Raw genomic sequence first — 20,831 nt, forward strand, 5'->3', positions numbered from 1 at the left:
TGGACGTTTCCATGGCCTCTAACCCTGCATTTCACGCTTCTCCCATGCCCACCCTGCTCGATGCCCTGCGCGAGCTGCTCGGTGAGCGCCTGAGCACTGGCCGAGCCGAGTGCGAGCAACACGGCCGAGGTGAGTCATACCACCCGACCTTGCCGCCGGACGCGGTGTGTTACGCCGAGTCCACGGCCGAGGTGGCGGCCATCGTCAAACTCTGCGCAGCGCAGCGAGTGCCGATCATTGCCTTTGGTGGTGGCACTTCACTGGAAGGCCATGTAGGCGCTACCCGGGGCGGGGTCTGTATCGACCTGAGCCGCATGCAGCGAATCATCGCCGTGCGCCCGGATGATCTGGATGTCACTGTGGAGGCCGGGGTAACCCGCATGCAGCTGAATGCCGAACTGCGTACCACCGGGCTGTTCTTTCCGGTCGACCCGGGCGGTGAAAGCACCCTGGGAGGCATGGCAGCGACCCGCGCTTCAGGGACCAATGCGGTGCGTTACGGGACCATGCGCGAAAACGTGTTGAACCTGACCGTGGTGCTGGCTGACGGCCAGGTGATCAAGACCGGTGGGCGGGCGCGAAAATCATCCGCTGGCTACGACCTCACGCGCTTGTTTGTCGGCTCGGAAGGCACGCTGGGGATCATCACCGAAGTCACGCTGCGCCTTTACGGTATTCCGGAAACCACCTGCGCGGCGGTGTGTACCTTCCCGACGATAGCGGCGGCGGTCAGTTCGGTGGTATCGATCATTCAATATGGCATTCCAGTGTCACGGGTCGAATTGCTCGATGCGCGCACGGTGCAGGCGGTCAACCGTTTCTCGCACATGGGCCTGGTTGAAACGCCGACGCTGTTTTTCGAGTTCGCCGGTTCCCCGGCCAGTGTGGCGGAGCAGGTGGAACTGACCCGGGAGATTGTTGAAAGCAATGGTGCATTGGGTTTCCAGGCGGCTGGCGATGCTGATGCGCGCAATGCCCTGTGGCGTGCCCGGCACAGTGTTCACTATGCAATGCAGTCCATGCGGCCGAATGGTCGGATCTGGAGCACGGATGTCTGCGTACCGATTTCGGCGCTGACCCGGTGCATTGCCGAAACGGCTGAAGATGTGGCCAAGGTTTCATTTTTCGTAGGTATGGTCGGGCATGTCGGGGATGGCAACTTTCACCTGGGGATGGTGGTCGACCCGGGCAATGCCGCAGAACTGGTTGAAGCCGAAGCGCTCAATGAGCGGGTTGTCGAGCGCGCCATTGCCCTTGAGGGCACTTGCACCGGAGAGCATGGCATTGGTTCGGGAAAGATAAAGTTCATGCCCCTGGAGCATGGCGCCGCACTGGGTGTCATGCACCTGGTCAAGCAGGCTCTCGACCCTCTTGGGCTGATGAACCCGGGGAAAATCCTGCCCCAGGGGTGATATCAGGCCTGGGCGGTGATGTAAGCGCAGGTAATCATTGGTCTTTTTTTTATTTCGTGCTTGACGCCCCGACGGTAAAACACGTTTAATTGCCGCCTTGCCCAGATAGCTCAGTCGGTAGAGCAGGGGATTGAAAATCCCCGTGTCGGCGGTTCGATTCCGTCTCTGGGCACCACAACAGCAAAACCCCTGATGCCTTATGGCTTCGGGGGTTTTTTGTTTTCGGGTGGAGCAAATCTGTTCTGCCTATCCCTTTGTCGCCTCGTCACTCGTTACGCCTTTCAGGGTGTTTACTTTCAATAAGGCTTTGTCTTTTGAAAAGGTGGGTGCGATGAGCAATGAACAGGCAATACCCGAGACCAAAGGCGTTACGGTCACGTTGCTGGCCACCATCGACCTTGGCCCCGAGATCGAGGGAATGGCAGGGCGCCAGCTTCGCATGCGTAAGGTGACGATTGAGCCGGGGGGCGTTTTCGGGCCGGTTCACAACCATGCAGACAGGCCTGGCACCGTCTATATCCTTCACGGCGTTATCACTGACCATAGAAATGGTATCGCCACGGAGTATGGCCCGGGTGTGGGCTGGCCTGAAGACAGGCACACCACGCACTGGCTTGAAAACCGGGGAGTGATTGAGGCGGTGGAGATTTCAGTCGATATCGTCAGGCAAGACTAAGCCCGCATCAGGCGGCTGCTTGATAGCCGCTCATTCGAGCGGAATCCGTAATGGGTGACGTTGTGAGCGCGCGCGTCACCAAAACCAATAAGGCAGGAACTTGGGGGTCGGTTCATTGGCCAATTCCAGATGGTAGGTAATGGCGTTAAAGAAAAACATGTCCAGTACGAGAAAAGCCGCCGCCCCAAAAGAGAATGTCAAAAACTCGCGATGTGGATGTGAATAAAGGCGTGACTCCATCCAGGGCCGAGCGGCGGCAAGAATAATCAAGCCCGTCATTGCACCGAGGTAGTTCGGTTGAACAGGGGACGCCGCAAAGTGACTATAAATAAATGCAAACAGAAGTATCCCGAGGCCAATAACGGGCAGTCTCAAGCAGAACTTCAGCAGTTTGTCTCTGGTATTGGCGAATCGTTGGCTTCGATCTACAAAGATATAGGCCGCTAACAAGGAAATCGCGGGTGTGATTGAAAGTATGTAACGCGCTTTCTTGGCACTTGGAATTGTCAGCAGTACGACCACGACAAGAAACCAGGCCGAGAGATACAAGAGCATGCTTGTCGACGGTAGAGGCGACGGTGCAAAAAAATCTTTGCCCTTTCTGATGATGACGTTCAAGGCAATAAAAACGGTTACACCGTAGGTCAGCAAGCCGGCAGAGAAGTAGAAGTAATAACGAGGTGCCTGGTTACTGTCAAACCGCCCCAGCCCTTGCTTGACCAATACCTCCTGCAAGAAAGCATGTCCACCTTGTGCGTAGGCAGCCGCTATCAGCAGCAAAAGGGCAGCGCCCAGGACCAGGCCGGCGAGCAGGCAGAACACAACGAGCCTGCGCCATTGCCGGCTCAGCAGGTAATAAGAGGCGACTACACTGGCTGGGACGATCAGGCCAACAGGACCACGGAATGCAAAGCCCAGCGCCAGGGCTGCGAGTATAAGCAGCAATCGGGATGTTTGTTTATGCTCGTCTCCTGCACAGGCCAGATAAAAACATATCACGGTAAAAAGTGCAGGGTATATATCCATTGATAAGGAGTTTACGCCGTCCAGAAATGACCAGGTGAATAGCGCGAACACAACACCATATGCGCCCCATTTCTTTTCCTCCCGTTCACCCAGCTTGTATATGAATACCAGTGTCAAGGCGGCAGCAATACAAAAAGGCGTCGCCAGTGAGAGAAGGGATACTTGGCCAAATGGCAGTGAAATCAGATAAACGAGGAACGTATGGGTCACTGTGTAGTCGGGATAGGGCTGCAGGTCATCAGAGATTGGAAAAAGCGTCAATCCGTTCTGGAACATATAGTGGGCGAAGTCGACGAAGCGTGTTGTGTAATTGAGCACTGCGGGCCTGTATTGCAGGGCGGCAAATAGGAAAAAAGACATTATAAAAATAACGGAGCAGGGGTATTTAAAAGTGACGTCTTTAAGTGCCTTCATATAAGCGGCTCTCCAAAAACGCGCAGGCTAGCATTGTTTTTTTTAGGTAACCCAGATTTAAAAAGTAAATATTTATTATATTAAAAGTGTCAGGGGATAGTGGGGCTACCTGTCCATTTCAGATCATGGGCTGCGAACAGGTGTGAAGCAGACTGATCCGGATCGGTCATGACGTAAGGGGGTAGGCGATTTCTGGACGCAGTTGCCAGGTTATTGGCCGAGGGCTCGCAGGATGCGACGGGGAGATTTGGGAGGAGACATTAAGAAACCCCCAGACACAAGAAAGCCCGCACTAGGCGGGCTTCTTGTACTGTCTGCAGACTCATGGAGACTTCTGTAAACAAGCGTTTGGTGGCTACACAGGGACTTGAACCCCGGACCCCAGCATTATGAATGCTATGCTCTAACCAACTGAGCTATGTAGCCGATGGCGCGCATTATTCCCTCGTACGGGGGGTGTGTCAAGCAAATATCTAAAAAAAATCTTCGTTCTATCAATTGCTTAAGGTTTTACGGCGTTTGCATGGAAAGATCTTGTAAAAGAATGGCACATTGACGGATCTGCAAGCGCGCATTCACCTGTCGTACGGAAACCCAAATGGCTCTTAGCAACGCTCAAACAACTACAATCGCGTCCCCTCCAGCCCCTCAGTCAAGCCCATTGGTCATGCGCATTATCGGCGCCGTGGCCCTGGCGCATCTGATCAATGACCTGATCCAGGCCGTACTGCCGTCGATCTACCCGATGCTCAAGGCCAAATATGACCTGACCTTTACTCAGATCGGACTGATAACCCTGACGTTTCAGATGACCGCTTCGCTATTGCAGCCGTGGGTGGGTTACTACACCGACCGTCATCCCAATCCGCTTTTGTTGCCTGCCGGGATGGTTTGCACCCTGATCGGGATTTTGATGTTGTCTCAGGTCGGCAGTTTTCCGCTGATTTTGCTGGCCGCCGCCCTGGTGGGTATTGGCTCTTCTACGTTTCACCCCGAAGCTTCCCGTGTAGCGAGGCTTGCTTCGGGCGGGCGCTACGGGCTTGCGCAATCGACCTTCCAGGTAGGTGGCAATGCCGGCTCGGCCTTTGGCCCGTTGTTGGCTGCGGCCATCATCATTCCCTTCGGTCAGGGTAACGTGGCCTGGTTCGGCCTGTTTGCCCTGTTCGCCGTTGGACTGCTGTATGTCATCAGTCGCTGGTACCGCAACCATTTGAATCTGTTCAAGCTCAAGGCCGGGCAGCAGGCGACTCATGGGTTGTCGAAGCAGCGGGTGCTCGGTGCCCTGGCGGTGCTCGGCTTGCTGGTGTTCTCCAAGTACTTCTACATGGCGAGTCTGACCAGCTACTACACCTTCTTTCTGATCGAAAAGTTCGACGTGTCCGTGTCCACCTCGCAGTTGTACCTGTTCCTGTTCCTGGGCGCAGTTGCGGCGGGCACGTTCTTTGGCGGCCCCATCGGTGACCGTATCGGCCGCAAGGCGGTGATCTGGTTTTCAATTCTCGGGGTGGCGCCGTTTACCTTGCTGCTGCCCTATGCCGACCTGTTCTGGACCAGTGTGCTCAGCGTGATCATCGGTTTTATCCTGGCGTCGGCATTCTCGGCCATTGTGGTGTATGCCCAGGAGCTGGTGCCGGGCAATGTGGGGATGATTGCCGGTATCTTCTTCGGCCTGATGTTTGGTTTTGGCGGGATTGGTGCGGCCTTGCTCGGGCATTTGGCGGACATTCATGGCATCGAGTATGTGTACACCCTGTGCTCTTACCTGCCGTTGTTCGGCGTGCTGGCGATTTTGCTGCCGCGAACGAAAAAAGTCTGAGTCGGTAGTGGGGGCCATTCCCTGGCCTTGCTCCGGGCGTGCCCTCAATCATGGACCCCTCTGAGCATCCGTGGCGGGCACTAGCAGTGGGTGGCCATCTTGAGTTGTTCGCGAGCTCGCGAGATGCGTGAGCGAACTGTCCCTATAGGGATTTCCAGAGCGCTGGCGGTGTCGCGATAACTGCTGCCGCTTTGCACCGATGCATACAACGTGTCGCGCATTTCGATGGGCAGCCGGTTGAAGGCAATCAGCGTGAGCTCAAGCCTGCGGTGAGTCTCAAATTGACCATACAGGTCGGGGCTGTGGTCCTGCTCATGGCACTGCGTCTCGTCGAACTCGCAATGCACCGGCCTTGCGTGCAACCGACGAAAATGATTGCGAATGAGGTTCTGGGCAATGCCGCACATCCATGTGCTGAGCGTTGCCTGGCCGTTGAAGCGTGCTTTGCTGCGCCACGCCTCCAGGCAGGTCAACTGAAAAATATCCTCTGCATCTTCGGGGTTCAGTACGCGCTTGTGGATAAACGCTTTAAGTTTTTTTTGAAGTTCAGTCGACAGATCCAGAAAGTCAGGGGCAGGGGGGGAAGCCTTATCAAGGTGATCCATTTTTTATCCTCAGGGTGAGTGCTATCGAAAATGGTTTCGACAAGGACCTCCCAAGCATCGCCTGTGCCAATTTGCGGATCGAATATAGCCATCTGATTTATATGAGCTTTACAGGTTTTTAACAGGCGCGGTTGTGCCGGATCTTGCGTAGCGGACCTTGTGCGTGCGCCAGTTTTTTCAAAAACATGCCAATGCTACTGCCAGGGAACCGCTTGCCTGTGATCAACCACACAGGTCAATGAAACCTCCTGACTTGGCAGCGCTATGAAAGTTGAAGGGCGAAACGACACCGCGCAGATCCTGCTCTCTTCTCGGAGCGTTGGGGGGCAGATGCCCCTGTCTTCTGCGCAAAGTGCCGCTGAAGAGGTTGGCATGTTGTTCAGCCAGAAAGCCGAAAGCAGCAGCAAGGCATTGGCTCAGCGCGCGCTGCGCACGGTAGATAACCGGGTGCAGAAGGTTGAGGGTATCCAGCAGTTAAACGAGCTCTATGAGCAACTGGGGCATCCCGCTCAGCTCAGCCTGGGGCTGCTGACCCGGCACGTTCGTCTGGCACTGGCGTCAGACTCAGGGGTCGAAGCCTTGCTGGCGTTGACCGGCGACGACCCGGCCCGCACCAGTGTTGTCTTGCAGTACATGGTTGCTCAGGCCCGGGCACAAGGGCGTGAAGGTGATATCGAGCGGGTGCAGAAGGTTCAGGCACAGTTGCATACCCGCTATGACCGGCAAATTCAGGCGGGCCTGAATATTGCGCTGGCGCTGGCAGCAGCCGAAGGCGATGCCGCGCTGCGCCAGGCTGTTCGCACGCTGTATTACTCCAGTGTGGTGCGCAAACAATCACTGCCGAGCATTATCCAGGCCTTGCTGGCTTTATTCGATGAAGAGAGGGTCAACGACGGGTTGCGCGTGATGGCGCGCGCGCTGGCGGATGATATCGCCGCCCACCGGCCCTCGGTGCCGAGCATCAGGCTGCGTACTCTGTTGAGCGGGCTTCAAGGCTGCACCCAGTTGAGCAGCCTTTTGCACAGTTGCCGGTGGTTTATTGAGCGATTGTCATCCCGCGAACGGCAGGCCGAACTGTCGCCAGTCTCCCTGTTGCAACGTCTGCTGGGGTATGCGGGCACGGGCATCGATAGCGATGAGGTGCAAAGCCTGAGTCGTGAGTTGGGTGGCGAAAACCTTTCCAGTCAACTGGTCTTGCTCAATCAAGTTTATCCGTTGATTCAGCGTCTCCCGTTGGCCGTTTGGAGTGACCCTGCAAGCCGTCAGGACGCATTGCAGTCTTTTTTGAGCCTGATGGGTGAACACACTCAGAGCGAAGGTATCGTCCAGCTGTCGGCAGGGCTGACGAGACCGATTCGATGAGGCTCGTCAAATGGCTCAGTAAAGGCCCTGGCAATGTGGCAAGCCCGGGCGAAGTGCTCGGGGCCGTGGCGGTGCAGGGCATTGTTTTTATCTTTATCGTGCCCTTGCCGACCTGGCTGGTGGATGTGCTGATCGCGCTCAATATGTGCCTGGCCAGCCTGTTGATCGTGCTGGCGCTTTATCTGCCCAACCCTTTGGCATTTTCCACATTTCCTGCACTTTTGCTGCTGACCACGATGTTTCGTCTGGCGTTGTCGATTGCCACGACCCGCCTGATCCTGCTGGAGCAGGATGCGGGCGAGATCGTCGAGGCCTTTGGCAACTTTGTGGTGGGGGGGAATCTGGCGGTGGGGCTGGTGATTTTTCTGATCATCACCATCGTCAATTTCCTGGTGATTACCAAGGGTTCGGAACGTGTCGCTGAAGTGGCGGCGCGCTTTAGCCTGGATGCGCTGCCGGGCAAGCAGATGTCCATCGACAGTGACCTGCGTGGCGGGTTGATCGATGGTGCACAGGCCCGATACAAGCGTGACCAGTTGTCCCGGGAAAGCCAGATGTTCGGTGCCATGGACGGCGCCATGAAGTTTGTCAAAGGAGACGCCATCGCAGGCCTGGTGATTGTGCTGATCAATATCCTCGGCGGGTTTTCCACGGGGGTAGTGCAACACGGGATGAGTGCTGGCGAGGCCATCACGCTGTATTCGGTATTGACCATCGGTGATGGTCTGATCGCGCAAATTCCGGCGCTGTTGATTGCCTTGACCGCGGGGATGATCATCACCCGTGTTGCCCCCGACGACCAATCGCCAGGCGGGCATGTCGGGGCACAAATCGGCCAGCAGATAACCCGTGAACCCAAGAGCTGGATGATCGCATCGGCGGCCATGCTGGCCTTCGCCGCCCTGCCGGGAATGCCCGCCCCGGTGTTTGGCTTGATTGCCCTGTGTACGTTTGCGCCGGGTTTTTACTGGTGGTCGCGAAGCCGCAAGGCTGAGGCGTTGGAGCCGGCGCAAGCAGTGCAGGTGGCCCCTGAACACAACGGCGACGAAGATCTGAGAGTGTTTGATCCGACACGCCCGTATCTGCTGCAGTTCGCCAGTGCCCATCAAAGCCTGGAGCTTACTGAGCGGCTGATTCACGGGATTCGTCAGGTGCGCAACAGTATCGTCACCCGTATCGGGGTGACACTTCCCAGTTTTGAAATCGAATACAGCGACGTGCTGCCCGAGGATGAGTTTCGCTTTTGTGTTCACGAAGTGCCCACGCTCAAGGCGACTTTTGATGAACGACGGGCCGTGGCACGGGACAGTGTCACGGATGCTCCTCAGAGTGCTCTCAGAGGCAGCGAGCAAAGAGATGAACGGGACTGGCTATGGCTGAACCCCGGTGATCCGCTGCTGGCCCGGGAGGGCGTCGAGTCGTTCAGTGCCCATGCCTTGATTGTTGAGCGCATGCGTCAAGCCATGATGATCAGCGGGCCGCAATTTTTGGGGTTGCAGGAGAGCAAGTCGATTCTCGGCTGGCTTGAGCACAGCCAGCCTGAGCTGGTTCAAGAGTTGCAGCGGATCATGCCGCTGTCCCGGTTCTCTGCCGTTCTGCAGCGCCTGGCCAGTGAAGGCGTACCCCTGCGGGCGGTACGCCTGATTGTCGAAGTGCTGACCGAACATGGCCAGCACGAGCGCGAAGTGTCAGCGCTGGCGGACTATGCGCGGATTGCCCTGAAGTCGCAGATCTATCATCTGTACAGTCAGGCTGACGGTCTGCATGCCTGGCTGTTGTCTGCCCATAGCGAAAACCTTTTTCGCGAGGCATTGCGCCAAACCCAATCGGGCGTGTTCTTTGCCCTGGACAATGAGCACAGTACGCAACTTGTGGCGCTGCTCAAGGAGGCTTTTGCACCGCGCAAGTGCGACGCAAGCGTATTGCTGGTGGCGCAGGATCTGCGCAGCCCGTTGCGCACGCTGTTGTTCGATGAATTCAACCATGTGCCGGTCATGTCTTTCGCCGAGTTGACCGGCTCGGCCAAGGTCAAGGTGCTCGGGCGTCTTGATCTGCAATTCGACGGTGTGCTGCGCGAGGCCGTGTCTTGAGTCCGGGGCATGGCTTACCTGATGGCGCAACCGTGGTGTTCGATTCGCAGCAGCCTGGCCTGTTGTTCGAGTTGCGAGTGCTGAGCGGTTTGCATGAGGGGGCTGCACTGCCTTTGTTCGGTGAATGCTGGAGCATCGGTGCCCATCAAGATGCCGACCTGGAGTTGTACGACCCTGGCGTTGAAGCCAGGCATGCCCGGTTGCACTGTGTGGACGGGCGCTGGACAGTGCAGGCGCAGGAAGGTCTCTTGCAGGATGAAACCGGCACTGCCCGGGCACAGATTGCCGATCTGGCTGCGGGTAAGGCGTTCGCCATTGGCGGGATACGCTTGTGCATCGCCAATACGCAAAGTGCCTGGGTGGATGAGCTGGCAGAAGTAACCAGGGTGCAGAGCGAAACGGCCGCCGCGCGCTCGGGCATGGTGCCTGCGCGCCGCCCTGGCAAGTGGCTGGCGCTGGCCCTGAGCGTGTCGGTGCTGATATTGGCGGCACAAGTCTGTCAGCCTTCAAACACGGCACAGGCACTTTCTCCGAAGCCATTGGCTGTCAGTGACAGGCGTCAGCTTGCAACAACGTATCAGGTCCATCAGCAATTACTCAAGATGTTGATCGAGCGTGATCTGGACAACGCCATCCGGCTGCAGATGGTTGATGAGCAAATCATCCTGGACGGTGATGTCGGCAAAGACTCGCTGGCACTGGTCTCGCGGATGCTCGATCGCTTCGAGGCGCAGTTTGAAACGCCGGTTGCGATCATTAATCAGGTCCAGGAAATCAGCACGGTACTGCCCTTCAGGATCGTCCAGATAATCGGTGGCCAAAAGGCCCATGTTGTATTGGCCGACGGGCGTAGGCTGTTTTTTGGTGACGAAGCGCAGGGTGTGCGCCTGACTGCGATCGACAACCGCCGAGTACTGTTTGAAGGCGCGCAGCGCTATGAGGTGAGCTGGTGAACGGCACGATTGCTGAGCGCCTTGAGCGCTGGCGGCAACGCCAGTTCACGCACCTGGCGGGTTTTTCACCGGTGACCCTGAGCGGTCGGCTCCTGCGGATCAATGGCATGCTGCTGCAATGCTGCCTGCCCCAGGCCCGCATTGGCGAGCTGTGCCGGGTTCAGGCAGGGAGCAACGCATGGATACTGGCAGAGGTCATCGCCTGTGATCAGCAGGACGCCACCCTCAGTGCTTTGGCGAGCCTCGAAGGTATAAGCGCAGGAGCGGCCGTTGAACGCTTGGGGGCTGTGCATCAGGTTCGCGTCGGCAATGATCTGCTGGGGCAAGTGCTCGACGGGTTTGGCCGACCGCTTGCCGGGGGCGACGGGGGGGGCTTTTCCTGGAGGCCTTGTGAGGAGGCCAATGCAGTTGTATGCGAAGCCCCCTTGCCCACTCAGAGGCCGCGCATCGGTCGCGCTTTGCCAACAGGGGTACGGGCCATCGACGGGTTGTTGACCCTGGGTGAGGGCCAGCGGGTCGGGCTGTTTGCCGGTGCCGGTTGTGGCAAGACCACCCTGCTGGCCGAAGTCGCCCGCAACGTCGAGTGCGATGTGATCGTGTTTGGCCTGGTTGGCGAGCGCGGTCGCGAGCTGCGTGAGTTTCTTGACCATGAGCTGGATGAGGGGCTGCGGGGCAAAGCCGTGCTGGTGTGCGCAACCTCTGATCGCACAAGCATGGAGCGTGCGCGGGCAGCCTTTACCGCAACTGCTCTGGCCGAAGGTTTCCGACGCAAAGGCCGGCGGGTTTTATTGTTGATCGACTCATTGACGCGCTTTGCCCGCGCTCAGCGGGAAATCGGTCTGGCCGCTGGCGAACCCTTGGGCAGAGGCGGGTTGCCGCCCTCGGTTTACAGCCTGTTGCCACGTCTGGTAGAGCGCGCAGGCCTGACTCGCGAGGGGTCTATCACCGCGATCTATACCGTACTCATCGAGCAGGACTCCATGGGCGATCCGGTAGCCGATGAGGTTCGATCCTTGCTGGACGGGCACATTGTGTTGTCCCGCAAACTGGCAGAGCGCGGTCACTATCCGGCGATAGATGTGCTGGGCAGCCTGTCACGGATCCTGAGCAATGTGGCTGCGCCAGAACATATGCAAAACATGGCCGCGTTCAGGCGATTGCTGAGCGCGCATCAGCAGATCGAACTGCTGCTCAGGCTGGGTGAGTACCAGGCGGGCAACGATGCCCTGACCGACCTGGCCGTCGAGAGCCGCCAGCGTGTGGAGGCCTTTTTGCGTCAGGACTTGCGCGAGCCTGCAACGTTTCAGGAAACCCTGGAGCACTTGAGCGAGTTGACTGCCCATGTGCCCTTCTGAAAACCGCCCGCCTGCCACCGAGCCCTTGCGGCGCCTGCGCCAACATCGGGCCGATCGGGCTGAGCATTTGTTGCACATCAAACGTATGGAGCTGCGAGCCCTTGGCCTGAACATTGAGCAGGCCCGTTCGGCGGTTGAGCAGGCCAGGCAAAACGAAAACCGGCAGCAAGCCGAACTGACCGGCCGCTATCAGGGGCAGGTGGTGTCGCCCAGGACCCTGTCGGGCTGGGACGAGTCACAGCGCCAGTGGGCGGCTCAAACAGCGCAGCAGGCAAGTGCCTTGCAAGCGCTGCTCGAGCAGCAGCGCGTGGTTGCGATCCATGTCGAGAGTGCCCGCCAGTACGCGGGTGAATGCCAGAGAAAGGTCGAAAAACTTCTGGAATTGTCGATGTTGCTGGCAGAGGAGGCGGGATGGCCGAGTCATCAGGAGTAAACCCGGTGCCGTTGCCATTGGCCCGGTATCAGCCTGCCGCCCCGGCGCGCGCAGCCGACTGCAAACTGTTTGCAGACAGCCTGGCAGGCGCGGATAGGGGCTTGGCACAGGTGTTGTCCGAGGCACTGATGCCCCGTGCACCGGGGGCAGGGCCATGGCCAGTGCAATTTGTGCTGCATCTGGCACATCGCGGGCGGGTCAGTGTCAGCGCCCGTTATGAACATCATGGCTGGCTGATCATTTTAAAGGCGCAGCAATCCGCCACCCGACAATGGCTCTCCCGTCAGCAGCAACCCTGTCAACGGCGTCTGGCCCGTGCCTTGGGGCAGGTCGTCAGGATCCGGTTACTGCAGGAGTGCCAGTGATGACGGTAGCGCCGATCACCTTGCCACAGCTGGACGCAACCACGGTCCAGGCCTGTTGGCGGTTGGGTCGTGGCCTGCGCTATTCATTTCAGGTCGCAGGCGAGCCCGGTGAGCTTTTGCTGGAACCGGGGCGGGCGCCAGGGGGTGGTGCGTGTGTCTCGTTCGAGAGCCGCTGCGGGGTCTTTACGCTCAGTGATGCAGGGCCCTTGCTTAGCCTGTTTGGCGAGTGCCCGGTGGTGCTGGCCGAGACCGGCAACGATCCCCAGTCATGGTTTTGGGCGCACTTTGAGCAGCGCATGAGTGCGCAGTTGAGGGCGCTTTTTGGCTATCTGCGGCCCCTTGCCGACAGGCAGGTGGGCGCATTCGAGTGCTGCCTCAGTGTAGTGCTGGGCCCATCGCGAAGTGTCGGCCGATTGATGCTGGCGGCCCACAGCCTGTTGGCGCTTTGCGAGGCGGGGCAATGGCAGGCAGTCAAGGCGCCGTTGCCCGATTGCTTTGCCGTGCCTGTGCCCGTGGTGCTTGGCTATCTGCCGTTGACGGTTGAGCAGTTGCGCAGGGTACGACCAGGCGACGTGCTGGTGCCGGAGCGCCTGTTGTTCAGCGGTGATGGCGTGGGGCAGTTGAGGATTGGGCGGTGGCGGATCACATCGCAAATTGATGATGAAGGCGGGCGTCGTTGCCTGACCGTGTGTGCTCTCGAGGAGTCGGCTGTGGAAGAGGTGATGTTTGCGGGTACGGACGTTGAACGGCATAAAGGCAATGAGCCGTTTGAAACCTTGCAGGTAGAGCTGAGCGTGCGCTGTGGCGCACTCAAGTTGAGCCTGGGTGAGCTGCGCCAGTTGGCCCCCGGCATGGTGTTGAGCATCGAGGGCTATGACACGGGCATGGCCGGGTTGTATTACGGCGACCGGCCGATCGGTCACGGGCAGTTGGTGGAGGTTGAGGGGCGCCTTGGCCTGCAACTGTCGCGCATCAGTTTTTCGCAATGACCGTTCAAGGGATCGATCCCTTTCTGCTGGCGCTGTTTCTCGGCGGCCTGTCACTGATGCCCATGCTGCTGATGGTGTGCACCGCCTTCCTGAAAATCTGCATTGTGTTGATGATTACCCGCAACGCCATTGGTGTGCAGCAGGTGCCGCCGAGCATGGCCCTTTATGGAGTTGCCCTGGCTGCAACGATGTTTGTCATGGCACCGGTGGGGTATGAAACCGCCCAGGCCCTCAAGCAGACGCCGCTGGATATGAGCAGTGTGCAAGCCTTGCAGGAGAGCGGGGAGGAGGCGGTAAAGCCCTTGCGGGCCTTTATGGCACGCAACACTGCTCCCGATGTGCTGACCCATCTGCTGGATAACACTGCGCGTCTATGGCCTGCGCAACTGGCGCAAGAGGTCAAGCGTGACGACCTTATCCTGCTGGTACCGGCATTTGTGCTGTCGCAGCTACAGGCAGGGTTTGAAATCGGTTTTCTGATTTACATCCCCTTTATCGTGATCGACCTGATCGTCTCGAACCTGTTGTTGGCGCTGGGCATGCAGATGGTCTCGCCCATGACCCTTTCATTGCCGCTCAAGCTGTTGCTGTTTGTGCTGGTTTCGGGTTGGACACGTCTGCTCGACAGTCTGTTCCTGTCCTATCTGTGAGGCGTCCATGGAGCCGATTTTGCTGTTCAAGCAGGGCATGCTGCTGGTGGTGGTGCTGTCTGCGCCACCGCTGATCGTGGCTGTAGCGGTGGGTGTGCTGACCTCGCTGGTGCAGGCGCTGATGCAGGTACAGGACCAGACGCTGCCCTTCGGCATCAAACTGGTTGCAGTGGGCGTCACGTTGGCGCTGACGGGGCGCTGGATCGGGGTTGAGCTGATTCAATTGATCAACCTCACCTTTGACATGGTCGCCCGCTCGGCGCTTTAGAGGGAACAGCCGATGGCCCCACAGATTGCGTTTCTCGAATACCTGCCCAGCCTCGCCATTGCGATGGCGCGCCTGTATCCCTGTTTTTTTCTGATCCCGGCATTCTGCTTCGAACATGTGCGCGGCATGCCCCGGCATGTCATCGTTTTTGCGCTGGCCCTGATACCTGCCCCGGGTATTTATCACGCCTTGTCGGGCGTGAATTACACCCTGCTGGCGCTCGGCGGTCTGATGCTCAAAGAGGCCATGCTGGGCTTTTTGCTGGGCATGCTGCTGTCCATGCCGTTCTGGCTGTTCGAGTCGGTAGGGGGTTTGCTCGATAACCAGCGTGGTGCCCTGATCGGCGGGCAGCTCAACCCTTCGCTGGGGGCGGATGCCACACCTGTCGGGCACCTGTTCAAGCAACTGAGCATTTTTTTGCTGATGGTCACCCTCGGGCTGGGCAGCTTGACCCGGGTGATCTGGGACAGCTACCTGATCTGGCCCCCCACGCTCTGGTTACCGACCATTGCTGCGGATGGTTTTGCCGTGTTTCTTTCTTTGCTCGGCGATACCTTCACGCATCTGCTGCTCTACGCCGCGCCCTTTATTGCGCTGTTGTTGTTGATCGAATTCGCTGTTGCCCTGTTGAGCCTCTACAGCCCGCAGTTGCAGGTATTTGTGCTGTCGATGCCGGCCAAAAGCCTGGCCGGGCTGGGCTTTCTGCTGCTCTACCTGCCACAACTGGAGGAGCTGATCGTGGGACGGATGAGTCTGCTGGGGGATCTTGGGCACGCACTGGGCCAGCTCTTCAAAGTAGGTGAGTCATGAGCGATTCGGGTGAGAAGAAATATGACGCCAGCCAGAAAAAACTGCAGGACCAGCGCAAAAAAGGCCAGGTTGCGCAAAGTCAGGACATCGCCAAACTGCTGACGCTGGCGGTTATCAGTGAGGTCGCCTTGATCACGGCTCAGAACAGCCTGCAGCGTTTTGGCCAATTGCTGATGCTGCCCGTTTCACTGGTCGGGCAACCCTTTGGTCATTCGCTGCAGGCCGTGTTCGTCGAGGCGGGTTACCTGTTTTTTGACTTCGCCTTACTGATGACCGGCGTTGCAGTCTTGATGAAATTAATCAGCAGCTGGCTGCAATTCGGCTTTCTGTTTGCCCCTGAAGTCCTGATCCCGGACTTCAACCGGCTCAACCCGGTCAATCAGGCCCGGCAGATGTTTTCGGCCCAGTCACTGTTGACCCTGCTCACCGGCCTGATCAAGGCACTGCTGATCTGTGCGGTGCTTTACCGAGTGATCGGGCCTTCCCTGGGGGCGTTGGTCGGGTTGGTCAACGCTGACTTGCCGGGCTATATCGTCGCGCTGATCGCCTTGTTCCGGCATTTGCTGCATGTGTGCCTTGGCCTGCTGCTGGTGCTAGCAGTGGTTGACCTGGCGTTGCAGCGGTATTTTTTTGCCCGGCGCATGCGCATGACCCATGTCGAAGTGGTCAAGGAGTACAAGGGCATGGAAGGTGACCCACATACCAAGATGCTGCGTCGGGCACTGGCCCAGGAGCTGGCCCATGAAGAGCCTGTGGCCCCGACTCCGCCGTTGGAAGAGGCCGACATGCTGCTGATCAACCCTACGCATTTTGCCGTGGCGCTGTACTACCGGCCGCCACAGACGCCTTTGCCGACCGTGATTGCCAAGGGGGCTGATGCCCGGGCACGGCGAATGATCGACAGGGCACGGGCAGCAGATGTTCCGGTGATTCAGTGTGTGTGGCTGGCTCGCACGCTGTATGGCATCGAGACCGGGCATTGCATCAGCCGCGAGACCCTGCAGGCGGTTGCGCTGGTCTACCGCACTCTGCGAGAACTGGATGATGACGAGCGCCGTGAAGTCATCGAGTTGGCGGAACTTGAGCAACGCTGATCGGGGCAGGAACCGGGCGCTATTACATGGTCACTCACTCTTCATCAGCCAGTCAGAGTTGAGCAGTCATGGACGTCAATTTTTTTGAACCCGCAAAGCCAGCGCCGTCAGAAATGCGCGGCACAGCCTCCCCGAACACTTCTGGCCCCACCGAATCGGTGCAAATGACCGGTTTTCGTCATTATCAGCAGCCCTCTCTGGCATTCAGCGCCAGCCTGGTTGAAGGAAAAGTCGTGACCCAAGGCTCGTATGTGGGCCAGGACATTGCCGCCCAACTGAATCAGTTGTCCAGGCCGTTCAAGCAAGATGCCACTTACGCAGGCCCTGCCCGGAACCTGCGAATCAGGGACGACAAATTTAATATATTTCATATCCAGTCCACCCCTGCGGCCGCTGCAGTACTTAAAAGCAGTCTTCCCCTGAGTTTTTACCCGTCGCCCCCGATCAATCCCGGGCGTGCCCATCTGGGGCAGATAAGCGGTGTGCAAACAACCGCCGAAGGCGGCCAGTTTCGTGTGGTCGAGCAACGCCTGTACCGGTTAGAAGCACAGACGCTTCGTTGGTTGCCCGACAAGGACGAGGCCCGATACAGCCGTATTGGCTTGAGTGCTCAAGGGCAACTGATGAAAGTGCCGCAGGGGGTCGCAGACATGAGCATTGATGGTAAAACGCAGGCGAGCCTTGAGGGTTTCACGCTAAAAATCAGCCGCGACACAGCCGATGCTGCTCTTTGTCTTGTTCCCGTCAACGAGTCGGGTAAACCGGTGCAACTGGCGCATCTGGGGCTGGCGGGTGATGTGCTGTACGCCTCGACACCTCAGGGTGAGTTTTTGTGCGCGAACCTGCGCAATGCCGAAGACGGGCAATTGGTCATGCGCCCTGAACCACTCGATAATCTTGAGCAGCTGCATCAGGGTGCAGTCAGCATCAAGGGCTTTATGCATGATGATCAAGGCCGGCTCAACGCCCTTGTCCTCGACTCCCGCCGCCAGTTACACAGCACCCCTTTGAGCCATGGCCCTGATCAGGCATCGGGCTGGAACCTCAGTGATGTGATCCTCAGAGTGAACGACACAGGTTTGCCCGAGCCAGGGCTGCAGACACTCGCCGGTAGTGTGGACCTTGGGCCGCGGGGCAAGGTTGCGCTTGAGGGCAACACATTGCTGTGCTGGAACGAGCGCTCACAGCAATGGGATAAAAGCGCTCACCACAATGTGGAGCGACTGGAGCGTGGCCTGGATGGTCGCGCTTATGTATTGCAAGGTGCAGAGCTGAAAGCGCTGGCAATCCATAAAACGCGGGATGCTGCGTACAGCGGTGCCAGTTATGACCTGACACCTGTTAATGATGCTCATGCCCATATCAACCTTGGTGGCGCCATGGTTGAGAATAACGAGCGAAAGATCACCGGTTTTGCTATCGATAACGCCAGGCAATTTGTAACGCTTGATGCTGAAAACAAGCTGATTGCCCACGTCAACGGAAAGGCCAGGGTCTTGACCTTTACCCGGCCTAAAGAGCTTGTGGCGCTGGCACTTGACCGTCAGGGAGATCTGTATGCACAGACCGGCGCCGGCGAACTGCTCAAGCTCGACAAGGCTCACTGGCAAACCCCTTGCACCTCAGCGCTCACCTGGACTCCCGTGCCGGTGCCGGACAATGCGCCGGTCAAGTCGTTGCGTATGGGAGCAGGTCAGCAATTGATCGTCAGCTGGGGTGAAAACAATGCGCAACAAAAAAGATGGGGTGAACACTATCGGCAGTTGATTGTTTCAGCGGATGGTGACCCGCAATGGAAACCTTTAACGGCACACTCAAACACCCCCGCGAGATCACTGGGTACGGTGTTGGGCAACGCTGAGTTGAAGAGTCAGGACAACGGCACCTCCTGGGCCGTGACCTCCGATTGTTTTGGCCACAAGACTGAAGCCCTGTCGGTTGATCGTGGGGTTATTAAAAGTGCTTTAGCCCATTTTCATCCTGTTCAGGGGATCAAGAATATCGGCCTTGGTATCCAGCATGATGTTAAAGGGCGACGCGGGCTGGCAGACCTCTACGCGGATGTGCGGGAACTGCAGGGGCTATTGCGTACGCTGGCGAGCGTGACACCCCGTACGATGGATATTTCAAGTCGCCTTGACCGCCTGGGCGAGGGCAAGCCAACCCAGGCCCTGGCCACAAAACTCAAGCGTTTTATGAGTCAGGTAGAAGAGTGCAGCGTGCAATTGGCCAGGCGATTGGGCGACATCAAGGGAGCCCGTGTGATCCCGGATTATCTGCCCACAACGAGTGGCAAACCCACTGAAGGCTCAGCGAGCAACCTGTCCCGAATTCGCCAGTCCTTCGAGAATATGGGCTCTTCAAAGTCTGATATCACAGCGGCCTTGCTGCGCAGTTACGAAAAACAGGGTGTTTGTTTGTCGTTGCACGACGCTGGCCTGAAACGTGATTTGAGCAATTCGACCGGGCTGATCGAGAGCGATTTGATTCAGCACGCCCGCACACTTTTCAGGCTGGTCAAACTGGTCGACCGGCTGGAGGGTAAAGCGCCTGATCAGGCCGAAATAACAGCCCGCCTGGAGAGTGCGATAGAGGACTATCAAAGCAGCCCGGTACACAAGAAAACATCGCAGAACATCAATGGATTGAAGCAGGCAGAAACGCTCTATAACAACTTCAAGTTGTTGGCCAGGGACTTGGGTACCCCGGGATCAGCGCTCAATTTTCATATAACCACTACCTTGGGGCTCAATCCACAAGAGACGGTCAAGCAGGCTCTGCTGCAATGCATTCAAAAGTCTGAAAGCGGCCAGTCAGTTGCATCGAGCCGGAGCAAAACCTTATCGGCATCCCTGTTCTTACTTCCAGTCCCGTTGCTTGAAATCATAGGGGGTGTTTCAAGAGACAATACCAACGGCATAACGCTGACTCGAACCGATCAGGGGGTCAGCGTTGACATCAATATGGGCACTGGCCATACCGTCACTGGTTCTGTAGGCGTCGGTAACATGTTGCTTCCCTCCGAGGTGCCACTCGAAGGCCGGCTCAGGGTAGGGGCTGAGACTACATTGGCGTTGACGCATGAAAACGAGCAAAGCGTCAGCTTTGATATCAGGGAGGCAGATTTTCCCGCAATGATGGCCATCCTCACCGGGGAGAAAGGGAACGTTTTCGACTTGCTGGATCTTGGCAGCAATCACAAGAGCGGCACGAGCTCGAAAAACGCTTTGGACTTGAGTGTTTCCGCTCATGTGCAGCCCCGCTTTCACATGTTGATGCCGGAAACCTCGAATACACCTGGTGGCCTGGTACGTACTATGGTGAATGCGGGGGGGGGGCTTCAACTGTTTCATGTTGATCAACGCAGCGCTGTCGTCTTGGGGCAGGATGAAATAACCCGGGCCCAAAGCGTGAATACCCAATGGTTAGCCAGAGGCAGTGCCTCTTTAGGTATGGCGCCGGCCAATGGCGCCTTGTGGACTCAGCTCGGTGCCGATGGACCTACGTGGGTGCCGTATATCACGAGTGATTCTTCGTTCACCCTGGGGTTTGATCGCAGTGTTGCCCGCAGCATGCGTTTTACCTTCAAGCAGCCTGCTGTGATCGATCAGGCGCAAGTCAATGGATTACGCGATGCCTTGTCCCGGCATTCTGCGCCACTCAAGCAACACCTGACCTCGTTTGCAGCACAGGGCCCACTGGTGGAGCAACTGCAACATCTGCATCGTCTATTCATTCAGCTACCGTCACCCGCTACCCGTTCTGAAGAGCACCATGCCCTCAATGAACAGCTGCAAACCTGCCTTCACCAGGAGGCGCTGGCCGCACAAGGTCGGCGAGCACTCAAATCAGTTGAAAGAACGGTTTCCTATGTGGGGGTAAAAGGTGGCCCTGACCATGAGTGGCTGAATGACGCTGCGCCTGCTAACAAGGCGGCAATTCTCCGGCTGTTTGCCCAGCAGCCACAATTCGAGCGGATCATCAACGACCTGGAAAGCAGCCAGGGCACCTCGGTAGTGATCAGGCTGGAGGTCAAGCCGAAGGTGCTGCGCATGATTGACAATCAGATAGGGGATGGGCCTAACGCCATAAATGATGTGCAAAAGGCCCTGGAAAACCCGGACAACCTGCGGGTTAAAACCTTGGCTGTAAGCTATACGGCAACTAGAACCGACGCTATGAAGACCCCCATTCCTCTTGTGGCCTACTCCAGCAGGGCAGCCTTGAGCAATTCCTGCAAACTCCTCAACATTGAGTTGAAATACGGTATGGATCAGAACACTCCCTTGCGCGTTGAGTTCAAGGATACGTTGCCCTCGGCTCGTATTCGGGAGCTGAATCCCGAGCAGCTTGACCAAAAGATCCGGCATGGCCGCAGCCCTTTGATGTAATGACAATACCGGCCTGGCTGATAATCAGACAGGCCGGTACATGGGGGTGGGGGCTAAGACTCTGCGCAGGATTGGATGCGTGGGTTTGAATGTCTTCAGATCACCGGGGCAATGGGTCGTTG

17 protein-coding genes and 2 tRNA genes are annotated in these 20,831 nt (G+C 57.7%); 16 read left to right on the top strand and 3 right to left on the bottom strand.

Annotated elements, in window-relative coordinates:
* Nucleotides 1-11 precede the first annotated feature (11 nt).
* The 3 genes from QN377_RS11340 (at nucleotide 12) to QN377_RS11350 (ending at nucleotide 2,088) form a co-directional block, all read left to right on the top strand.
* Nucleotides 12-1,412 (top strand): FAD-binding oxidoreductase, encoded by a 1,401-nt coding sequence (locus tag QN377_RS11340; RefSeq protein WP_095027168.1) that lies wholly within the window; start codon nucleotides 12-14, stop codon nucleotides 1,410-1,412.
* Nucleotides 1,413-1,511: 99 nt separating this feature from the next.
* Nucleotides 1,512-1,587: transfer RNA gene (locus tag QN377_RS11345), tRNA-Phe, on the top strand.
* A gap of 156 nt (nucleotides 1,588-1,743) precedes the next feature.
* On the top strand, nucleotides 1,744-2,088 hold the full coding sequence (locus QN377_RS11350) for a cupin (RefSeq protein WP_322212362.1): 345 nt from the start codon (nucleotides 1,744-1,746) through the stop codon (nucleotides 2,086-2,088).
* 75 nt (nucleotides 2,089-2,163) lie between these two features.
* On the opposite strand, the gene QN377_RS11355 is transcribed toward QN377_RS11350, so the two are convergent.
* Nucleotides 2,164-3,528: an ArnT family glycosyltransferase gene (locus QN377_RS11355; protein WP_322212364.1), complete on the bottom strand. Its 1,365-nt coding sequence runs from the start codon at nucleotides 3,526-3,528 to the stop codon at nucleotides 2,164-2,166.
* Nucleotides 3,529-3,877: 349 nt separating this feature from the next.
* Nucleotides 3,878-3,954: transfer RNA gene (locus tag QN377_RS11360), tRNA-Met, on the bottom strand.
* A gap of 172 nt (nucleotides 3,955-4,126) precedes the next feature.
* Here QN377_RS11360 and QN377_RS11365 point away from each other — a divergent pair.
* Entirely contained in the window at nucleotides 4,127-5,344 is a 1,218-nt protein-coding gene (locus QN377_RS11365) for an MFS transporter (RefSeq protein WP_095003198.1), read from the top strand.
* Between the two features lie 80 nt (nucleotides 5,345-5,424).
* Here QN377_RS11365 and QN377_RS11370 read toward each other — a convergent pair whose 3' ends face one another.
* Nucleotides 5,425-5,949: an RNA polymerase sigma factor gene (locus QN377_RS11370; protein ID WP_095019668.1), complete on the bottom strand. Its 525-nt coding sequence runs from the start codon at nucleotides 5,947-5,949 to the stop codon at nucleotides 5,425-5,427.
* 330 nt (nucleotides 5,950-6,279) lie between these two features.
* Here QN377_RS11370 and sctW point away from each other — a divergent pair, with 330 nt between their 5' ends.
* From sctW to QN377_RS11430, 12 genes are all read left to right on the top strand, one after another.
* Nucleotides 6,280-7,311, top strand: a complete 1,032-nt coding sequence (gene sctW / locus QN377_RS11375; protein WP_322212368.1) for a type III secretion system gatekeeper subunit SctW — start codon at nucleotides 6,280-6,282, stop codon at nucleotides 7,309-7,311.
* Nucleotides 7,308-9,401, top strand: a complete 2,094-nt coding sequence (gene sctV, locus QN377_RS11380; protein WP_322212370.1) for a type III secretion system export apparatus subunit SctV — start codon at nucleotides 7,308-7,310, stop codon at nucleotides 9,399-9,401. The genes sctW and sctV overlap by 4 nt, the downstream gene beginning before the upstream one ends.
* 35 nt (nucleotides 9,402-9,436) lie before the next feature.
* On the top strand, nucleotides 9,437-10,354 hold the full coding sequence (locus tag QN377_RS11385) for an FHA domain-containing protein (RefSeq protein WP_254925221.1): 918 nt from the start codon (nucleotides 9,437-9,439) through the stop codon (nucleotides 10,352-10,354).
* Nucleotides 10,351-11,709 (top strand): FliI/YscN family ATPase, encoded by a 1,359-nt coding sequence (locus QN377_RS11390; RefSeq protein ID WP_095019665.1) that lies wholly within the window; start codon nucleotides 10,351-10,353, stop codon nucleotides 11,707-11,709. The genes QN377_RS11385 and QN377_RS11390 overlap by 4 nt, the downstream gene beginning before the upstream one ends.
* Complete coding sequence (locus QN377_RS11395) at nucleotides 11,696-12,142, top strand: YscO family type III secretion system apparatus protein (protein ID WP_307987298.1); 447 nt, start codon at nucleotides 11,696-11,698, stop codon at nucleotides 12,140-12,142. Before QN377_RS11390 ends, QN377_RS11395 begins: the two co-directional genes overlap by 14 nt.
* A complete protein-coding gene (locus QN377_RS11400; RefSeq protein ID WP_322212376.1) occupies nucleotides 12,121-12,507 on the top strand; it encodes a type III secretion system HrpP C-terminal domain-containing protein in 387 nt (128 codons plus the stop codon). The genes QN377_RS11395 and QN377_RS11400 overlap by 22 nt, the downstream gene beginning before the upstream one ends.
* Entirely contained in the window at nucleotides 12,507-13,496 is a 990-nt protein-coding gene (locus tag QN377_RS11405; RefSeq protein ID WP_095019663.1) for a FliM/FliN family flagellar motor switch protein, read from the top strand. The genes QN377_RS11400 and QN377_RS11405 overlap by 1 nt, the downstream gene beginning before the upstream one ends.
* Nucleotides 13,493-14,146 (top strand): type III secretion system export apparatus subunit SctR, encoded by a 654-nt coding sequence (gene sctR, locus QN377_RS11410; RefSeq protein ID WP_095003191.1) that lies wholly within the window; start codon nucleotides 13,493-13,495, stop codon nucleotides 14,144-14,146. The genes QN377_RS11405 and sctR overlap by 4 nt, the downstream gene beginning before the upstream one ends.
* A gap of 7 nt (nucleotides 14,147-14,153) precedes the next feature.
* Nucleotides 14,154-14,414, top strand: a complete 261-nt coding sequence (sctS, locus tag QN377_RS11415; RefSeq protein WP_095003190.1) for a type III secretion system export apparatus subunit SctS — start codon at nucleotides 14,154-14,156, stop codon at nucleotides 14,412-14,414.
* 12 nt (nucleotides 14,415-14,426) lie between these two features.
* The gene (gene sctT, locus QN377_RS11420) at nucleotides 14,427-15,224 is read left to right on the top strand and encodes a type III secretion system export apparatus subunit SctT (RefSeq protein WP_095019662.1); all 798 of its coding nucleotides are present in this window, start codon (nucleotides 14,427-14,429) and stop codon (nucleotides 15,222-15,224) included.
* Nucleotides 15,221-16,318 carry a type III secretion system export apparatus subunit SctU gene (gene sctU, locus QN377_RS11425; RefSeq protein WP_095019661.1) on the top strand — a complete coding sequence of 366 codons (1,098 nt, stop codon included), beginning with the start codon at nucleotides 15,221-15,223 and terminating at the stop codon, nucleotides 16,316-16,318. Before sctT ends, sctU begins: the two co-directional genes overlap by 4 nt.
* Before the next feature lie 68 nt (nucleotides 16,319-16,386).
* The gene (locus QN377_RS11430; RefSeq protein ID WP_254925905.1) at nucleotides 16,387-20,709 is read left to right on the top strand and encodes an AvrE-family type 3 secretion system effector; all 4,323 of its coding nucleotides are present in this window, start codon (nucleotides 16,387-16,389) and stop codon (nucleotides 20,707-20,709) included.
* Nucleotides 20,710-20,831: the final 122 nt, after the last annotated feature.

The sequence above is a fragment of the Pseudomonas sp. CCC4.1 genome (assembly GCF_035019225.1).
In the GTDB taxonomy this organism is placed as follows: Bacteria; Pseudomonadota; Gammaproteobacteria; order Pseudomonadales; family Pseudomonadaceae; genus Aquipseudomonas; species Aquipseudomonas bubulae.

What these genes read in the sequence shown, in the direction of transcription:
- QN377_RS11340 (WP_095027168.1), top strand. Translation starts at nt 12, where the DNA reads ATGGCCTCTAACCCTGCATTTCACGCTTCTCCCATGCCCACCCTGCTC.
- QN377_RS11350 (WP_322212362.1), top strand. Translation starts at nt 1,744, where the DNA reads ATGAGCAATGAACAGGCAATACCCGAGACCAAAGGCGTTACGGTCACG.
- QN377_RS11355 (WP_322212364.1), bottom strand. Translation starts at nt 3,528, where the DNA reads ATGAAGGCACTTAAAGACGTCACTTTTAAATACCCCTGCTCCGTTATT.
- QN377_RS11365 (WP_095003198.1), top strand. Translation starts at nt 4,127, where the DNA reads ATGGCTCTTAGCAACGCTCAAACAACTACAATCGCGTCCCCTCCAGCC.
- QN377_RS11370 (WP_095019668.1), bottom strand. Translation starts at nt 5,949, where the DNA reads ATGGATCACCTTGATAAGGCTTCCCCCCCTGCCCCTGACTTTCTGGAT.
- sctW (WP_322212368.1), top strand. Translation starts at nt 6,280, where the DNA reads ATGCCCCTGTCTTCTGCGCAAAGTGCCGCTGAAGAGGTTGGCATGTTG.
- sctV (WP_322212370.1), top strand. Translation starts at nt 7,308, where the DNA reads ATGAGGCTCGTCAAATGGCTCAGTAAAGGCCCTGGCAATGTGGCAAGC.
- QN377_RS11395 (WP_307987298.1), top strand. Translation starts at nt 11,696, where the DNA reads ATGTGCCCTTCTGAAAACCGCCCGCCTGCCACCGAGCCCTTGCGGCGC.
- QN377_RS11400 (WP_322212376.1), top strand. Translation starts at nt 12,121, where the DNA reads ATGGCCGAGTCATCAGGAGTAAACCCGGTGCCGTTGCCATTGGCCCGG.
- QN377_RS11405 (WP_095019663.1), top strand. Translation starts at nt 12,507, where the DNA reads ATGACGGTAGCGCCGATCACCTTGCCACAGCTGGACGCAACCACGGTC.
- sctR (WP_095003191.1), top strand. Translation starts at nt 13,493, where the DNA reads ATGACCGTTCAAGGGATCGATCCCTTTCTGCTGGCGCTGTTTCTCGGC.
- sctS (WP_095003190.1), top strand. Translation starts at nt 14,154, where the DNA reads ATGGAGCCGATTTTGCTGTTCAAGCAGGGCATGCTGCTGGTGGTGGTG.
- sctT (WP_095019662.1), top strand. Translation starts at nt 14,427, where the DNA reads ATGGCCCCACAGATTGCGTTTCTCGAATACCTGCCCAGCCTCGCCATT.
- sctU (WP_095019661.1), top strand. Translation starts at nt 15,221, where the DNA reads ATGAGCGATTCGGGTGAGAAGAAATATGACGCCAGCCAGAAAAAACTG.
- QN377_RS11430 (WP_254925905.1), top strand. Translation starts at nt 16,387, where the DNA reads ATGGACGTCAATTTTTTTGAACCCGCAAAGCCAGCGCCGTCAGAAATG.